Origin of the sequence: Microcoleus vaginatus PCC 9802, assembly GCA_022701275.1 — a bacterium.
Classification (GTDB): domain Bacteria; phylum Cyanobacteriota; class Cyanobacteriia; order Cyanobacteriales; family Microcoleaceae; genus Microcoleus; species Microcoleus vaginatus_A.
In genome coordinates this window covers 4,911,381-4,928,346 of record CP031740.1, presented here as the reverse complement: position 1 = coordinate 4,928,346, position 16,966 = coordinate 4,911,381, and the positions used below count along the sequence as shown (strand labels likewise).

Annotated in this window: 11 protein-coding genes; 6 read left to right on the top strand and 5 right to left on the bottom strand. The window is 46.7% G+C overall.

The features are described from left to right. Positions 1-71: 71 nt before the first annotated feature. The 3 genes from D0A34_20085 to D0A34_20075 all read right to left on the bottom strand — a co-directional run bounded on the left by D0A34_20085 (position 72) and on the right by D0A34_20075 (position 8,649). Positions 72-4,355 carry a CHAT domain-containing protein gene (locus D0A34_20085; protein ID UNU20864.1) on the bottom strand — a complete coding sequence of 1,428 codons (4,284 nt, stop codon included), beginning with the start codon at positions 4,353-4,355 and terminating at the stop codon, positions 72-74. 1,216 nt (positions 4,356-5,571) lie between these two features. Continuing rightward, complete coding sequence (locus D0A34_20080) at positions 5,572-7,329, bottom strand: DUF3352 domain-containing protein (protein ID UNU20863.1); 1,758 nt, start codon at positions 7,327-7,329, stop codon at positions 5,572-5,574. A gap of 228 nt (positions 7,330-7,557) precedes the next feature. Beyond that, positions 7,558-8,649 (bottom strand): hypothetical protein, encoded by a 1,092-nt coding sequence (locus tag D0A34_20075; GenBank protein UNU22388.1) that lies wholly within the window; start codon positions 8,647-8,649, stop codon positions 7,558-7,560. Between the two features lie 263 nt (positions 8,650-8,912). Here D0A34_20075 and D0A34_20070 point away from each other — a divergent pair, with 263 nt between their 5' ends. The 3 genes from D0A34_20070 (at position 8,913) to D0A34_20060 (ending at position 12,706) form a co-directional block, all read left to right on the top strand. After that, positions 8,913-10,151 (top strand): LL-diaminopimelate aminotransferase, encoded by a 1,239-nt coding sequence (locus D0A34_20070; protein ID UNU20862.1) that lies wholly within the window; start codon positions 8,913-8,915, stop codon positions 10,149-10,151. Between the two features lie 304 nt (positions 10,152-10,455). Next, positions 10,456-11,775 (top strand): ATP-binding protein, encoded by a 1,320-nt coding sequence (locus tag D0A34_20065; protein UNU20861.1) that lies wholly within the window; start codon positions 10,456-10,458, stop codon positions 11,773-11,775. Beyond that, the gene (locus tag D0A34_20060; protein UNU20860.1) at positions 11,765-12,706 is read left to right on the top strand and encodes a hypothetical protein; all 942 of its coding nucleotides are present in this window, start codon (positions 11,765-11,767) and stop codon (positions 12,704-12,706) included. The genes D0A34_20065 and D0A34_20060 overlap by 11 nt, the downstream gene beginning before the upstream one ends. 31 nt (positions 12,707-12,737) lie before the next feature. Here D0A34_20060 and D0A34_20055 read toward each other — a convergent pair whose 3' ends face one another. Then, complete coding sequence (locus D0A34_20055; protein UNU20859.1) at positions 12,738-12,980, bottom strand: XRE family transcriptional regulator; 243 nt, start codon at positions 12,978-12,980, stop codon at positions 12,738-12,740. A gap of 215 nt (positions 12,981-13,195) precedes the next feature. Between D0A34_20055 and D0A34_20050 the strand changes: the two genes are divergently transcribed. Both D0A34_20050 and D0A34_20045 read left to right on the top strand, forming a co-directional pair. Continuing rightward, positions 13,196-13,459, top strand: a complete 264-nt coding sequence (locus D0A34_20050; protein ID UNU20858.1) for a hypothetical protein — start codon at positions 13,196-13,198, stop codon at positions 13,457-13,459. 209 nt (positions 13,460-13,668) lie between these two features. Continuing rightward, positions 13,669-14,310: a Uma2 family endonuclease gene (locus tag D0A34_20045; protein ID UNU20857.1), complete on the top strand. Its 642-nt coding sequence runs from the start codon at positions 13,669-13,671 to the stop codon at positions 14,308-14,310. Positions 14,311-14,354: 44 nt separating this feature from the next. Here D0A34_20045 and cofH read toward each other — a convergent pair whose 3' ends face one another. After that, the gene (cofH, locus tag D0A34_20040) at positions 14,355-15,500 is read right to left on the bottom strand and encodes a 7,8-didemethyl-8-hydroxy-5-deazariboflavin synthase subunit CofH (protein UNU20856.1); all 1,146 of its coding nucleotides are present in this window, start codon (positions 15,498-15,500) and stop codon (positions 14,355-14,357) included. Positions 15,501-15,640: 140 nt separating this feature from the next. Here cofH and D0A34_20035 point away from each other — a divergent pair, with 140 nt between their 5' ends. Then, positions 15,641-16,855, top strand: coding sequence for a glycosyltransferase (locus D0A34_20035; GenBank protein ID UNU20855.1), 1,215 nt, complete (start codon positions 15,641-15,643; stop codon positions 16,853-16,855). Positions 16,856-16,966 lie beyond the last annotated feature (111 nt).

Genomic DNA, 16,966 nt, shown 5'->3' with positions numbered 1-16,966 from the left:
GTTTGGGATTTTGAATTTTTGTGGCAATTATGAGTGGTTGACGGTTGTTTATGTGCGAGTGGGCGATCGACTCACCAAGGATTGCCAATCATTCTAAAAGCAGACCAATAATAAGGATGAGAGAAATTCTGACTCCCCACCTTTGCCAATTCCGGAGGTAGCGGCAGATTCCCACCAGAAGTGTGCAGCATCCCCCCTTCAATTCGCACCTCTTGGCGCAACATGGCTAATTGCGCTTGCCGCAGCGCTTCTGCTTTAATCGGAGCAGTTTTTAACTGCGCGTAAAACTCCGACATCAATCCCAAACTGCCCTCGTCGCTGACATACCAGAGAGTCGCCATAGCCGATTTCACCCCTGCTTGCACGGCTAACCCGCCAAAGCCCAACTCGGCTTCTCGATCGCCCACAGCAGTCCTGCAAGCGCTCAAAACTAACATTTCAACTTGCGGGCTGTGCCAATTCATTTGCCGCAACTGATCCAAACGCAATTTAGTCTCCCACAACTGAATAAAGGATTCGCTAGGATCTCCCGATCGAAATTCGGCGTGAGTAGCCAAGTGAATCATCCCAAAAGGCTGCTGCTGGCGCTGCGATTTCAAATTGGCCAGGGTGAAAGCTTCATTCAAGAAAGACTTACCCGGCCACTGCTGCGGCGTGATTGTCGATACTTCTATTTCCACCGCAGGTAAAGGACTCATATCTGGAAATTGCGACGCCCCCATTGCCAGAACTTGGGTATTTTTGAAATTGGCGGGGCTGCTATCTGTCAAACTCAGACTCGGCATCGAGCCAACACTGTAACGCTCTACCAGAAAGCCTTTGCCGTCGTGTAGGGCGCCCATCGGTATCGATCGCAACCCCCTATCGGAGATAAAAGATAAATTCTCAATGCCTTTGGCTTGGAGTTCTGCTTCGAGCGGCGCTAGCATCCACTGGTAGAGTTGCTGAGCCAAGGGCAAATAACTTTTAGTGTTGCGCTTTACCGGATTAGTCAGTTCATCGCGAAATTTCCGAACAGCTTCCATTACCTGGGCGCGAGAGGTTCCAGGGATGCGCTGGCGAACGGGCACACCTTCCGGGGTGATCACCATCATTTCCAGTTCGTCAGAGGCTTGAATTTGCTGTTCTACGCGCAAGATGGACGAACTGCTGTAAGGCCGCTCGACTGTAGAACCCCTGGGTACAAAGCTGATATAAATGAGAGCTGGTTTGATGCCTGTGGCTTGTTGGACACCGCGAAGGGTATTTTGGGCATCTTCTAGGGTGGCGATCGCAGTTGTTGATGGCAAATTTAGGTAATCGACAAACTCACTGGTAAATCTCTCCTCGACGGGAAAAATAACGGCGCCGACGTTGGTGGGCAACTTGGAAGCCTCAAGATTCGGAGACGTGGGAGGTGAATTGCGCTGTTGCAAGGAATTAGATATCTGGTTTTGCTGTTGCAAGCTGGCGGAAAATAAACGATTTGTGCTGGGCGGCTGGTTGGGTGCGATCTCCGGTGTCGGTATCGGTGCGAGATTTATCGGCGCAGCAGCAGGCGCAACCACTGGATTTTGAGTAATAGTCGGTGCTGGTGGCAAATTTGAGACCGCCGCTGGATTTTGAGTAATAGTCGGTGCTGGTGGCAAATTTGAGACCGACGCTGGATTTTGAGTAATAGTCGGCGCTGGTGTCAAATTTGAAACCGACGCTGGATTTTGAGTAATAGTCGGCGCTGGTGGCAAATTTGAGACCGACGCTGGATTTTGAGTAATAGTCGGCGCTGGTGTCAAATTTGAGACCGACGCTGGATTTTGAGTAATAGTCGGCGCTGGTGTCAAATTTGAAACCGACGCTGGATTTTGAGTAATAGTCGGCGCTGGTGGCAAATTTGAGACCGCCGCTGGATTTTGAGTAATAGTCGGTGCTGGTGGCAAATTTGAGACCGGTGCTGGCGCTGGCGCTGGCGCTGGTGCTGGTTCAGGAGCGGGTGCTGGTGCTGGTGCTGGCGCTGGTTCAGGAGCGGGTGCTGGTGCTGGCGCTGGTTCAGGAGCGGGTGCTGGTGCTGGTGCTGGTTCAGGAGCGGGTGCTGGTGCTGGTAGGGATGCTGGCGCTGGTTCAGGAGCGGGTGCTGGTGCTGGTGCTGGTTCAGGAGCGGGTGCTGGTGCTGGTGCTGGTTCAGGAGCGGGTGCTGGTGCTGGTAGGGATGCTGGTGCTGGTTCAGGAGCGGGTGCTGGTGCTGGTGCTGGCGCTGGTTCAGGAGCGGGTGCGGGCGCTGGTGCTGGTGCTGGCGCTGGTGCTGGTAGGGATGCTTGTGGGGGAGTCGGCGCTGGTGCGGGTGTGGGTGCTGGTGCTGGTGCCGGCGGTGGTACAGGTGCAAAGATAGGTGCGGGTGCGGGCGCGGGCGCGGGTGCGGGCGCGGGCGCGGGCGCGGGCGCGGGTGCGGGCGCTGGTGCGGGTGTCGGTGCTGGTGTTGGTGCTGGTGCTGGCGCGGGCGCTGGTGCTGGCGCTGGTGCCGGCGCTGGTGCTGGTGCCGGCGCTGGTGCTGGTGCTGGCGCTGGTGTCGGTGCTGGCGTCGGTGCTGGTGTTGGTGCTGGCGTCGGTGCTGGTGTTGGTGCTGGTGTCGGTGCTGCTGTTGGCGCTGGTGTCGGTGCTGCTGTTGGTGCTGCTGTTGGTGCTGCTGTTGGTGCTGGCGATACTGAAGAAGCCGTAATGTTAATTTGAGTCGGCTGTACTATCTGAGGGCCGGGGCTGAAATAACTTCCCTGTGTAATCACATTTTCCTTCTTTGGACCCCCAGTGGCAATGCTGCCAGCAGTACCGTTGACTCTGTTATAGTCTGGCCCGACGGCGAAAGGAGTGTTCGAGGCTTCGCCGCCGTGGCGAATGGTGATATCTCCACCATTAGCGCTACCAGTCGTGGATGCGGAAATGCTGCAAGCTTGCGACAAGCAGTTGTTATCGTTTGTGAAAGTGCCTGTAGCTCGGAAATTACCGCCGGCTGTAATGTCAATATCTCCTCCGCCTGTTCGGCCTTCGGTGTTGATATGGGTTACTTGGATATCGTTGCGGGCGTTGAGGGTGACTTCGCCACCTTGTTTTTCTTCGGAGTTGGCGTCTATGAACCCTGTTTGAATGCTGCTTGAGGGTGCTGCAATACTAACGTCTCCGGCGTTGCTGTTTTTGTCGTTCGAGCTTGCGTTGAGATTGCCTGTTTCTACTTTTCCTGTACTGCTGGTGACGGTGATGTTGCCGCCTGCGGTGGTGTCGGATTGGGAGTCAATATCGACAGTGCTAATATCACCACTAGCTTCTAGGGCGATCGCACCGCCTTGGGAACTTGTCAGGTTTCCGCTGACTGCAATGCTGTTGGCTGCTTGAATGTCGATCGCCCGAGCGTTTGCATCTTTTAGTGCCACGTCCCCCGCAGCTACTGCTCGGTTAGAGGCCGTGAGTACCACTTCACCGCTGGCATTGACGCTGAGGCCTGTAGCGTTTGTTTCACCGATGCCTGTGAGCAGTTCGGGCAATAATGCGATCGGCAATGCCGAAGCTGTTACCGCTGTTTCAGTGCTGCTAGTCGCTGAGGGCGGCTCGATTTCTAAACTCAGCAAATTGCCTCGCTGGCTGACGCGCACTAAATTTGTCCCCAAAACTGAGGCTACGGTAATTTGACCGTCTGGGGCAGAAAGGCTGCCTGTGCTGACAACGGTACCGCCGAGCAAGGTTAAGTTCTGCCCTGACTTGACTGCTAAGTCTGCCGTGCTGATAATTGCCCCTGCTTGATCGGCTCCAAAAGTAAAGGAATTCGGCGCGCCTGTCAGAGATGTGTAAGTGCTACTACCGTTGGCGTTAAACGAGTTTGAACCACCAAATCCAATAGCGGTGGCGGTGGTTGCTGTGAAAGAGGCCGGCACGTTTAAACTAGCACTGTTGCCAAATATGATGCCGGATGGATTCATCAGAAACAAGTTAGAATTGCCGCCGGTTACTTGAATTAAGCCGTTAATAATCGAGGGGTTGCCGCCGCCTATGCCCGCTAAAATGTTGCGAATGTTGGGGTTTGATATAAAGTTGGCAATCTGATTTTCCGACAAGCCGAATTCTTTAAAGCTGTGGAAAAGATTTTGTTGATCGCTCGATAATTTTCCGCCTTGAATATCGAAGCGACTTGGCTGCCCAGGAGTTCCGTTTTGGGCTGCGGGAGTGACGGTAGTGCCTGTTGCGTCCGCCGCTGGAACAATTGTTTGAGCTTCGGCTTTTGCTTGCAAAAAGTAAATATTTATTAAGACTATTTGCAGAGCAACTGTCAGTTTGCTTATTCTGGCTTTTGAGAGGAATTTAGACTTTTTTTGAATATTTGTGACGGTTTTCATGTGTTTTTAATGGGTAAAATAAATATAAATCACAGAAATGAGGTAAAGAAACCGACTTGGTAGAAAAAAGTTGGTTGACGGCTGTGTCACTAAATATCTGCACATCTGTGCTGTGTCTGGTCAATTTGCGTAGAAGATTGGAAAGCTACCCCTCATTTTTACAGGGGGTATTTGTGAGCTATTCTGGTGGTCTTATTGCTAAGTAAGGTTTGCATCGTCAATGTTCACGTTCCCTTGTTAGGAAAGCGATACGCTTAGCTATAAACCTGTCCACTCGTTCCTTAATCGCCTTCGACAGTGCAAAAGGCGGGCATTTAGATCACAGTGTCATCGATGAACGTAGTCAGTTAAGAGGCTTGACTGCACGTTCCGATGTTGTACAGGTGCTGACTAGGAATGCCACGATCTCCATAGGTTGTTCGGAACGGTTGAAGACGCTATATTTAGGAAGCAACCGGGTTTCTGACTGCCAGTGCATTCAGGAGTCAATGGGTAGAATTTGCCTCTGCTTTTGCAATTTTCTCAGCGTATCTTTTCCACAATCTCAATATAACTCGAAAGGCATCGGATCTGTCTCTTCCGCATGACATATTAAAAAAAACAAAAACGACCTTCCTAGAGGCACTCCCACCCCTAAAAACCGGGTTTTTTAACTATTATTGAGAGTATGAAGGAAGTATCGGGGTTCAAAAACTAGGTTTCTGCCTCCAAGACTGACCCGGAAACATCCCAAAATATTTTATACAAAACAAAAAATACTATACACTTGCCAAAAATTAAAATTATGAAAAGAAGAAATGAGAAGGGGTCAGAAGACAGAATTCTGAATTCAGAATACCCCATGCCTGAAGTGAGGGTTAACGGTCACGGAAATATTTTTTTGTGACCCACGATTAAAATCGGGGGCTTTAAACCTCGATTCTCCATCCTGTCGCACAGAATCCCTTCTGGATTCTGGCTCCTGAATTCTAAATTTTTCTTCAGTAATTTAAATTGTTAGGGTGTTCAGGAACCCGGTTTATTTAAATAAAAAACCGGGTTTTTGGGTTTTTTTGTGTGAGGTTTTGTGAAGTAAAACTACTTAAATCCCGCTCTATTGCCCTCTTGTAGTCAACTGCACTATTGCCGATTTCGCTCGGCTGCTTTTCGGTTTTAATCGATCGCCCTGTTGGTGTTTAAGGGGGTGTGCAGGCGGATTTGTGGAAGGATTTAGGAGTTAATTGGGTGAAGTTTGGACAGTGGGCGAGGGACTGGGAGAAGCAGGGCGCGGTGAAGCAGGACGCGGTGAAGCAGGGCGCGGTGAAGGAGTGGATTGGGTGGATTTTTTGAGACCGACAAAAGCGTCATAACGGGTGGTACGATCGCCAATGACGGCCGCTGTAACGCCGATCGACCGCGTGGCGTCTATCCACATTTTTTGGCTGGGAGGAAACTCCGGTAAAGCTAGGTTTTTCGGGTTAAACGCACTCTCGATGTCGATGAAGAAATTGCCGTTGTGGGGTTTAAGTTGCGATCGTACAGTTTTCTGGAACAGTTCGCTGCTTAAAAGCGGACTTTTCGGTGCCGGAACGATCGCATCAACTATGGGAGCTCCTACTGTCATAAATGCTACATCGTTCATCCAACCGCGAGTTACCGTAATCCCTCCAAACGGCGATGTCCATTTAATCGCCGGTTTGCCGCCGACTTGAATTTCCTCCACTCTAAACCCTTTCATTTTCATCGTTTCATCAAGCTGTTTCAGGGATTTGTTGGCGGCGCCCTGGTTGTTTGTTTCCACCATAAATACAAACCCGGCAGCAAATTTGTCTCTGGGATTCTGGGCGGGCGCTGGTATTAATGATAGAGAAAATTCTCCCGCCATCCAGTTCATCAAGTCTTTATCTAAATCCATGCCGGTAGTGGATTTTAAACCTGTGCGTAAAACTTGGGGATTAATCGGGGAAATCGGGTTTGCCTCGGCTCCCAATACGTAGTCTTGCCACAAACGCTGCAAGTTGCCGCCGGATACCATCATTATTGTATTGTTTGGCAGGCGGTTAACCATTTTTAGAGCATTGTTTTCTACTGCTATCCTTCTGGTAGAATCTGGTTTTAGCCAAGAGACTGATTTGAATCCAATCCCTTCTGGATCGAGCGTCGCTGTGGTGGCAAATCCCTGATTTTGTTGCAGTTTTTCGAGGTTTTCTGGCGAAATTTCACGGGCTGAGTTGGCGGCGGCATAGGCGGCGGCAACGGGCATATTGACGTAGATTTGACCGAAGGCGCCCGGACTTTTTATTTTGTCTATGGCGTCTGCATAGCCAGGGGTTTTTGCTAGGGAAGGTTCGCCTTTGTAGGTGTCGATTATTCTGTCTGTAGCGCTAGGATCTGTGGTGACTGCTAGATACTTGGTTCCCAATACCGCGACGGAGAAATTGCGATCGGGTACGCCTTTAGTTTCTGTGACTTGCACGCCTTTATAATTACGCTCAACTATTTTGCCTTGGCTGAGGGGTCTGGGTTTTGTTAATAATTCTTTGGCTTTGACCGGGTTGGCAATTGGCAGGATAATTGCTACTGACTGTTGAATTGGCGGAGATGGGGGCGCGTTGGGTGCCGGCGAGGGGGCTGGTATAGCTATTTTGTTGCGGAGAAAGGCTACCATTGCTGTGTTACCCACCCAGGGTTGAATGTCTTGCTGGTAGGCGTAGCCGTTGCTTGTGAGGAGGCGATCGCGCATTTCGCTTAAAAACCTCTCAAACGAAGCTTTTGACTCGGGCGTGCCAAACTCTCGCAGTCTATTCCACTGCGATTCATCGGTGCTGATGGAGAGGGCCATCATCGTATCTTGCGGGACAACCGTTGCCCCCGCCGGCAAATCTTTGGCGGGCCCACGGGAGATGACGAGGTAGTAGGTGACAAAGCCTAAACCGATCAGAAGTGTGGCGGCTCCGATCGTAAACAGCAGGGAAGATTTATCTTTCTTAAACATTATTCGTAAGGTTCGGGTGCTCGCAACATGATAGATTATTTTCTTGGCTCATGTAACAGATACATTAGCCGATACATATAACCGGGCCAATCTAGGAAACTCGAATTTAGCCCTCCCAGCCCTACCGGAAAAACAGTTTTTTTTTTAATCAGCCAGTAGGTTAGACCCGTGGAACGAAACCCCACACAAAAAATGTAGCAAGACTTTGGTGAAATGATATTAACTGAATCAGTTTCTGGCCTTAAAGTCTTTAAAGATAGTTTGAAACGAGTACATCAGCCGGTGGACATCGTTTGTGGCTCTAGGAAAAATGTTGAGTTCCCATTTTTTGCGAGCGGTAGTTAGCAGTTTTGCTATGGGTTGGGAGTAACTGTTAGAAATGAAATAGCTGCCGCCTTCGTAGCGAATGTCTGAGGCTAAGCCGATAAAAGCACCAGCCATTTCTAGTTTAAGTTCTGAGGTGCAGTGCTGAGATTTTACTGCTAAAATTACTTGCGAGTGCCGGGGCTCGCGGTTGAGCAAGCGGCAGATATTCGCTTCTTTTTGGTACAAAATTAAAACGTTACAGTTGTGCAGAACTCCGGCTCTACCTTGTACTTTTACTCCTAGGTGAACTTCTAGGGCTGGTTTGTCGGGAAATTCCACGACAGCATGAGTGTATGGATGTGCAGTTCCGTGGATTTTTCCCGCTGTTTTTCTAAATGTTAAATATTTCGGTGTTTCGTCGTCTAAAACATTGTTATAATAAATATTGCCGCCTTCATTCGCAACTGCTTTGAGCAGGATGGTGAATAGGTAAGCGTCAAAAATTATGGCTTGTTCTGCCAGTCCGTTGAAATCTGGATCGATCGAGCTTTTTAATTTGCTTTTAATTTCGGAATTGATGGCGTAGTTGCTGGGCCCGGCAGGCAGTTTTTCCAGCAAGTGCTTGAGGGCGATCGCCTGTTTGTGACGGGGGGCTGTGACGCTGGAAGTAAACTCGATTGTTTGGGCTGTTTCTGCACCTGAATTCGCAAATGTAATTTTTGTGCCGAGGGGAGAGGTTTCTGATTCTACTTTCAAGAAATAAGCAATTTCGTCTTCCATTTCGGAAGTGTTCACAGTCGCTTGCTCGACAGCATCAATTAACAGCAAAAGTTGTTCTTTTGCGGTATAATCTTCTATCTTGAGCAGGGGTGTTTTTCTTTTGAGCGATCGCTCTTCTATTACTTTGCCTATCTCTACAGTATCCGCTACTTGTTGAACTACCCAACCCAAATTCAACTCATCCAGAATTGCGGCCAGTTCTTGATAGAGTTTGGCGTACTCGATCTCGTCCATAATTGTTTCTGCGCTGCCTACTATTCTGATTATACAAGCAGATTTGATTTTTTGGTCAATGGCTGGCGAGCAACTAGGCAGATTGCTTGTAATGGCGGATTGGCAGAGTATTCGAGTGTGCGAGTGGGGAAAATCTTTGTCTTGGCCGAACATCCATCGGTTACATCCCTTAAATCCCCTACACTGCTGGTTGCCGAACTTGCTCCTGCTTGAGAGAGACAATTGGGAGTAAGCTATTCTACGACATTTGTAGCGATCGAACTATGGCAACTATCAACGACAACTACCTCAAACTCAAAGCCGGCTACCTGTTTCCCGAGATTGGGCGCAGGGTGAAAGCCTTTGCGGAGGCGAATCCCGAAGCGCCCATCATCCGGCTGGGGATTGGCGACGTGACTGAACCACTACCGGAAGCTTGCCGGGAGGCGATGGTGAAGGCGGTGGAAGATATGGGCTCGCGGGATACCTTTAAAGGATACGGCCCGGAACAAGGTTATGAGTGGCTGCGGGAGAAAATTGCCGAGCACGATTTTAAGTCGCGGGGATGCGATGTTGATGCTTCGGAAATCTTTATTTCGGATGGTTCTAAGTGCGATTGTGGCAATATTCTCGATATCTTTGGCAACAATAACACGATCGCAGTTACCGATCCAGTTTATCCGGTGTATGTAGACACTAACGTGATGGCTGGACACACGGGAGATGCCAACGAAAATGGCGAATACGGCGGCTTAGTTTACCTGCCAATTACAGCAGAAAACAATTTTACTGCGGAAATTCCCACCGACAAAAAAGTCGATTTAATTTACTTGTGTTTTCCGAATAACCCGACAGGGGCAACTGCAACCAAGGAACACTTGCAAGCTTGGGTAAATTATGCTAAAGCTAACGGTTCGATTATTTTCTTCGATGCGGCTTACGAAGCGTATATTACCGATCCGAGTTTACCGCATTCTATCTACGAAATTGAAGGGGCGCGGGATTGTGCGATCGAATTTCGTTCTTTTTCCAAGAATGCTGGTTTCACGGGTACTCGCTGCGCGCTGACAGTTGTACCGAAGACGTTGACTGGAAAAGCAGCAGATGGTTCCGATGTCGAAATTTGGAAGCTGTGGAACCGCCGCCAATCTACTAAGTTTAACGGTGTTTCTTACATCGTGCAGCGCGGTGCTGAGGCGGTTTATTCGGAGGCTGGCAAGGCACAGATTCAGGCATTAGTCAATTTTTACCTGGAAAATGCTGCGATTATTCGCGAGAAATTGACAGCGGCGGGAATCGAGGTTTTTGGTGGCGAAAATGCACCTTATGTGTGGGTGAAAACGCCTCACGGTTTGTCGAGTTGGGATTTCTTTCAGAAGTTGCTGGAAACTTGCAATGTGGTGGGAACTCCGGGTTCTGGTTTTGGTGCCGCGGGCGAGGGTTATTTCCGCATTTCGGCGTTTAATAGTCGGGAGAATGTGGAAGAAGCGATGAGACGAATTGTGGAGAAGTTTAAGGTTTAATCTCATCTCCTGCTTAAACCGAAAGGCCGCCAGCCCGCCAGGGAATGAATTCCCTGGCTAATAGCGAAAGTCCTCTGAAGAGGACTAATGAGTTCTTCAGTCCTCTTCAGAGGACTTTAGCTTTGAGACAGGGGTTTCAACCCCTGGCGGACTGCCGGAATCAGCGAAAAAGCATTAATTTAATATGTTGTGGAACAGGCCGGAAAGCCTGTTCATGAAAATAGTAAAAGATGTGAGTTATAATCTAAAATGATTGTGGCTCAGCGTTTAAATAAAAAATGCAACCCAACACCAGGAGTTTTTTATGCACTTGCTACGAGTTCAAGTTCCTGATTTTCGCGGTTTAAAAGATATTGACATCACTTTTGAAAAGGATTTTGTCCCTAAGATTTTTCCGCTGGGTAGTCAAAATGGTGGCGGGAAAAGTACGCTGTTGCAATTAATTTTTGTGTTGCTGCATTGTTCTGTTGATGAGGATAAAAAACCGTTTTTAGAAAATCTGCTTCACGGATTTAAAATTAATGACGGCGAAGACAAAAGAGTCTTAGCCATTATTGACATTTGGGATGGAGAAAAAATTGTCAAACTTCAATTCATTTCTTATAAAGATTCTTATCTAAAGAATTTATTACCTTTAGACAGTAAAAATGGAACTATCGATGAAACCGCTCTCTGTTTTTCGGGTGTGAAACAATTAGAAAAAGTTAAAAATGATATTGATGATTTTGAAATAATCCAAGATCCAGATATGTACGGTCAAGATGAAATAGTAAAAATGTATAAAAAATACGACAAATTTGAGAAAATTTATGGAAAAATCATTGAATATTTACAATCACAACATATGAGATATATATGTAACTATTCAACAGACAGAAATTTAAATAATAAGCAAGATGAAGCTTTACTCTGTATTTTAAATAATATAGATAGGAAAGAAACAGAAAATTGTTTAAATAAAATTTCACAAAAAATATTTTTGGCAGCTCCAGCCACGCAAGTTTTTCTATTTCTTTCGCCGACTCTTATAAGATTTTTGTTTGGCAACTCAAGTAACGGAGATAAGAATTATTACGGGATACTCGAATCTGCACGATCTAAATTACAAGGCTTGTTTACCTATGACTTTCTTGCTGTAGAGCTACTTATTGAATCATTTAAAGCTGCTCGCGATCGCGATTTCAGAGAAGCGATAAAAACAGGTAACTACGGCAATAACTATCAAACTCTAATTAAGGACTTAAATCTGCTGTTGGGAAATAAAAGGATAAATTTAGATGTAGATTTTTCGGGAGTCAACTTTCAATTGTATAATAATGGGGAAGCTATAGAACTATATCCAGAAGATTTAAGTCACGGCGAACTCAAAAGACTCAGCATTTATATATGGCTCAAGTCTCGCAACATAGAAGATGCTATTGTGTTGATGGATGAAGTTGAAATTGCTTTTCATCCAGATTGGCAATATCAAATTATATCAGACCTCAAAGAGTGGGCTCCCAGCAATCAATATATTCTCGCAACTCACTCCTACGCATTGTGTGAAGCTCTGACACCAGCTCATGTTAAAGAAATTGAGCCAAAACTAATCAAACAAGAATCTAATATTACAAATGAGTCTTAATCCAGAACAGCTAAAAAAGCATTGCAAGGCCATTCTGCAATCGCCAAGGATTAAAAACAAAATTGTTGTGTTGTGCGAAGGTGATATTCGGAAAACGCAAGGTAGAGAGTCACCTCAAGCTTATAAAGCAATGGAGCAAATGCCTGATGCCAACTTTTATAAGGCTTGCGTTCCGACATGGTGGAGACAGAAGTTACCGGAATTTTTCAACTGTGGCGATCGCAAGGATGTATTAGACACCTACTCTACTCTTTTAACATTACACGAAAAAGATAACACTAATTCATATTTAGATCCCGATCGACTTTTTGCAATGATAGATTTAGACTTGCAACTGCAAACGATCGACAATTATATTTTTACCGATACAGAAGCAATTTTTCGCAACCTTTACGAAAAATCGCAGGTGAAAGAGCAAAACGCAGCAAAGCACCGGATCTGGATTACAGGTTTGATTCATAAAGAAGCATACTTTCTGACACCTGAACTTCAAGCAATATTTGACAATTGTTGTAACAAGCCGATTTATCAGGGGAATCCTGCGGTACTCGCAAAGATTTATCTGGATATGGCTGATGCAATTTGTAGCGACTTGGATTTACAGAAAAACCTACAGAGAGCGTTCGATCGCATTAGTTACTGTTCGGGATTGGATTGTACCGAAGTTAAAAACTTTCAGGCTTCGTGGAAAGAGCGGTTTCACAATGCTGTAGATGAAACGCATAGGAATCAGTCGATTGCAGTTTTGCTGACAATTAAAAAAGCTAAGGATTATTGGCATCAAATTAAGCCATCCGGTCACTTTAGCCGGGAAGATTGGGTATTTAGAGAGCAACTATCGTTAGAAATTGGGAGATTTTATTCAGAGCAAAGTAGCGATGTTAAGTCTCATATTCCTTTTTTTTTCAAGACCTTGTATGAGTTCCTTTAAATAAAACGCCTCAATTATAATATTCCATTTTCTATCCATCAGCATCGCTAGGAAAACCAAATTGGTCTGGTAATTCAGCAGAGGTAATTTGCAGAATCTCTAGCAACTTCTTGTATTGAACAGGCGTTAGCTTCGGTACCGATCGCCCGGATTCCCAATTCCTTACCGTCGCTTCCGTAACTCCAAGTGCTTCTGCTAGCTGCTTTTGAGTCATAAACCGCTGAACTCTCAGGCGCATTAGGGGCGATCGCTCGGCTCTTTCTGAGATTTCCATAGGCTATTTGTTACTTTATGTTAAATAATGCACGGCTTTATTAAATACGTTGACGTATACCGTTATTTCATTTACGCTTATAGCAAGAGAGATTAGACAGCACCAGCTAAGCCACTTGTGCTGTAGGGGAATTGCTGTCTTTTCTTCAACTTGTTATTGTACGCGGTTTTACCGTTACAAAGCATCAAACCTATCCAAAATTATTAGTCAAAGCTATGTTGCAAGATTCATCATCGAACCAAACATCGCCCAATGTTTTAACGAACCAAACCTTTGAGGGCGATCGCGAAGCAGTCCGTCACGTCATCATCGGTTCGCCGCTGGGGGTACGGCGAACTATCCACCAACTGCACGCATTGCGCTACGAGGAAGCTGTTCGTTGGACTCATCCGATCGCCATTCCCGACAATCGCATCATTATTACACCGGAACAGGGAGAAATCATGAGTCTGTTAGTCAAATTAATCCGGCTGCAATGAAGTCATAAATGTGCGATCGATGTTTCTAGAATTCAGTCAAAAGTGCGATCGCGAATCTCTTCTCGTTGCCCCTGCTACACTCAACAGATATCTTGTACCATTATCAAGAACAGGCAAGATGCCTGTTCCACAAAGAATCAGTTTTCTTGTGGGGTAGGCATCATGCCTGCCCTTGGCACAAATTTAACAACTAGCTCCCTATTCAGCTTATGATTGTTATGGCTCCAGTGCTCAAACCCGTTAGCCAGATCGAGCTTACTCCCGGTAGTGTCGTAACTATTCCCAATATAACTTGGCTGGAATTTGAGTCGATTTTGCAGGAATTAGGGGAAAAACGAAGAAGCAGAATTGCCTACAACAACAGTACCTTAGAAATTAGGGTTCCCTTACTAGATCGCGAAATTCCGAAAGATTTAATTTCCGATATTGTAAAAATTTTACTCAAGTCAGCGGGCCGAAGATATGAACCCTTTGGTTCTACTACTTTCAAACGGGAAGGTGCAGCAGGAGTTGAACCTGATGCTTGCTTTTATATTCTAAATTATCAGCGGATGATTAACCGCCGCCGACTTTTACCGGACGATCCGCCGCCGGATTTAGCAATTGAGACGGATGTTACTTCTAAAACTAAGATCGATGCCTATAAAATTATTGGAGTTCCAGAAGTGTGGGTTTACGACAGCGGCAGACTTCTCATTTATTTGCTGCAAGATGGAGAGTATGTAGAATCCGATATTAGTCCGAATTTTCCAGAAATCGCGATCGCCCAACTGATTCCTGCTACAGTGGAACGTGCTTTGCAGGTAGGAAGTTGTCAAGCGCTAGAAGAATTTGAAAGTGCGATCGGCTAAACTCGTAGGATACGTTACGCACTTCGCACTCCGGCTCCGAAAATTTACACAATTCCTGCCAAATTGTCAACCCCTAAAGGTCGATAAATTGTATCTCTTTGCTGATAATCCCGCCCCAAAGAACGAATCGCATTTTGCAAATCTTCCACAGATTGACAACTGCCGCCAACCGCACCGGCCATCGTTGTAATGTGCTCTTCCATCAATGTACCGCCGATGTCGTTGCAGCCCCATTTCAGGGCTTCTGTAGCTCCATCTAAACCTAATTTCACCCAACTGGGTTGGTGATTGGAAATCAAATTGCCTAAGAAGATTCTCGATACAGCGGTGAGTAACAATGTATCTGCTAAAATTGGTTGGTCGCGACCGACTCGACTCCGCAAAGGTGCCGGTGCTTCTTGCCCGACAAATGGTAGTAAAATAAATTCTGTAATGCGTGCCCGATAGTCTTGGTCGATCGCAGTTTGTTGGAGCGATCGCACTTTTTCTAAATGCAAAACCTGCTGTTGGGCCGTCTCAATATGCCCGCAAAGCATGGTACTCGTTGTCGGCAAACCCAGACTGTGAGCAGTTCCCACAATTTCCAGCCAAGTTGCCGAATTTAGTTTTTCCGGGCAAATCACCCGTCGCACAGAATCGTCGAGAACTTCCGCCGCGGTTCCCGGCATCGAACCGACTCCCGCATCCTGCAAAGCCGAAATTACATAGCTGAAAGTAAGATTATCTTCTCTGGCAATAAATTCTATCTCTTGAGGTGAAAAAGCGTGCAAGTGCAACTGAGGAAATTTATCCTTAATAGTTTTCACCAATTGCAGATAATAAGGCAAAGATGCGCCGTTCAGCTTAGCTTGAAGATTTAAGCCACCCTGCATACAAATTTCCGTTGCACCCCGCTGCACTGCATCAGTTGCCTTTTCCTGAATTTGGGCTGCATCTAACCAAAAAGCGCCCTCATCTCCCTCGTCGCGGCGGAATGCACAAAAACTGCAATGCTGCTCGCAAATGTTAGTAAAATTAATATTTCGATTGATAACGTAGGTGACAGTATCCCCAGATTGTCGGCGGCGGAGCAAGTCAGCGGTTGTTTGAATAGAAGCTCGCGCGTCTGGATCTCTTTGCTGCAAAAGTACCAAGGCTTCTGCCGAAGAGATGTTATAACCTTGTAAAGCTCGATCGAGAATTGCATCCACAGTTTTCTTTTTAACTCAATTACAGAATTACTGACTAGAATTAAGGCGTTTTTATATTTTAACTAATCAATTATGGAGGAACGATCTTTTACAATCTCAAGTGCTACCAAACTATTCTTGACTTTCTGAACACTGAAATTATGGGCAGCTACCAACCAAATCAGGTCTTGCCAGTGCCCTCGGGGCCTTTGCAAATTCCTGCTATACAGACTTTGGGTTCAACTTTTGTAAACGCAGGCACACCGCCAATTTATTTTTCCCTGGTAATTCCCACCTACAACGAGTGCAGGAATATCCAGAGTATTGTGGAAAAATTGAGCCAATTGCTCGATGGTATCCTTCCCGGCAACTACGAATTAATTGTAGTCGATGACGACAGCCCCGATCGCACCTGGGAAGTCGCCCTGTCCCTGACACCGGAATATCCGCAATTGCGGGTAATGCGCCGGGAAGAGGAGCGGGGACTTTCCACAGCGGTAATTCGCGGCTGGCAAGCCGCTCAGGGTGAGGTTTTGGGCGTCATCGATGCCGACTTGCAGCATCCCCCGGAGACGCTATTGCAGCTTTTAGCAGAAATTCAGCGGGGAGCCGATTTAGCTGCTGCGAGTCGTCACGTTGGCGAGGGCGGGGTGAGCGACTGGAGCGTTGTCAGGCGATTTTTATCGCGGGGCGCTCAAACCGTGGGGTTGGTGATCCTGCCGGGAGTCGTGGGCCGAGTTTCCGATCCGATGAGCGGCTATTTTATGGTGCGTCGCACTTGCATTGCGGGCAAAACCATGAATCCTGCTGGTTACAAAATATTGATTGAAGTGCTCGGCAGAGGCGATATCCGCTGGATTGGAGAAGTGGGTTACGTGTTTCAGGAGCGGCAAGAAGGCGAGAGCAAAGTTACTTGGAAACAGTATATTGAGTATTTGCGACATTTGCTGCGGTTGCGGTTTGCCCGCTGGCCGATGGGCAAGTTTCTCCGGTTTGGCATTGTGGGTTTCAGCGGCGTGTTTGTGAATATGGGGGTTTTGTACGTGCTGCGGGATATCCTCAATTGGGAGCTGACTCGCAGTCTGATCGTTGCTGCTGAATTGGCAATTATCAGTAACTTTTTGTGGAATGATTTGTGGACTTTTGGGGATATTTCTAAGCGGCAGCCAGGAAAGCGCCAGCGATTGAAACGGCTGTTGAAATTTAATACCATTTGCTTGATGGGTTTGATTTTGAATGTGCTGCTGGTGAATGTGCTGTTTAATGTTTTTGGGATGAATGAATATTTGGCTAATTTAATTGCGATCGCAACTGTGACTCTGTGGAATTTCTGGATCAACATGAAGCTGAGTTGGCGGGTGACGGATGTGAAGTAGGTAATGGGGAATTGTTGACGGCGTTGACTGTTGACTGTTGACTGTTGACGGCGTTGAGTGATGACAACTGACTACTGACTACTGACAACTGACAAGTGACTGCTGACTGAA

Excerpts from the sequence above, each read along its gene's own strand:
- D0A34_20075 (UNU22388.1), bottom strand. The coding sequence starts at position 8,649 with ATGGACGAGATCGAGTACGCCAAACTCTATCAAGAACTGGCCGCAATT.
- D0A34_20070 (UNU20862.1), top strand. The coding sequence starts at position 8,913 with ATGGCAACTATCAACGACAACTACCTCAAACTCAAAGCCGGCTACCTG.
- D0A34_20035 (UNU20855.1), top strand. The coding sequence starts at position 15,641 with ATGGGCAGCTACCAACCAAATCAGGTCTTGCCAGTGCCCTCGGGGCCT.
- D0A34_20045 (UNU20857.1), top strand. The coding sequence starts at position 13,669 with ATGATTGTTATGGCTCCAGTGCTCAAACCCGTTAGCCAGATCGAGCTT.
- D0A34_20060 (UNU20860.1), top strand. The coding sequence starts at position 11,765 with ATGAGTCTTAATCCAGAACAGCTAAAAAAGCATTGCAAGGCCATTCTG.
- D0A34_20055 (UNU20859.1), bottom strand. The coding sequence starts at position 12,980 with ATGGAAATCTCAGAAAGAGCCGAGCGATCGCCCCTAATGCGCCTGAGA.
- D0A34_20085 (UNU20864.1), bottom strand. The coding sequence starts at position 4,355 with ATGAAAACCGTCACAAATATTCAAAAAAAGTCTAAATTCCTCTCAAAA.
- D0A34_20050 (UNU20858.1), top strand. The coding sequence starts at position 13,196 with ATGTTGCAAGATTCATCATCGAACCAAACATCGCCCAATGTTTTAACG.
- D0A34_20065 (UNU20861.1), top strand. The coding sequence starts at position 10,456 with ATGCACTTGCTACGAGTTCAAGTTCCTGATTTTCGCGGTTTAAAAGAT.
- D0A34_20080 (UNU20863.1), bottom strand. The coding sequence starts at position 7,329 with ATGTTTAAGAAAGATAAATCTTCCCTGCTGTTTACGATCGGAGCCGCC.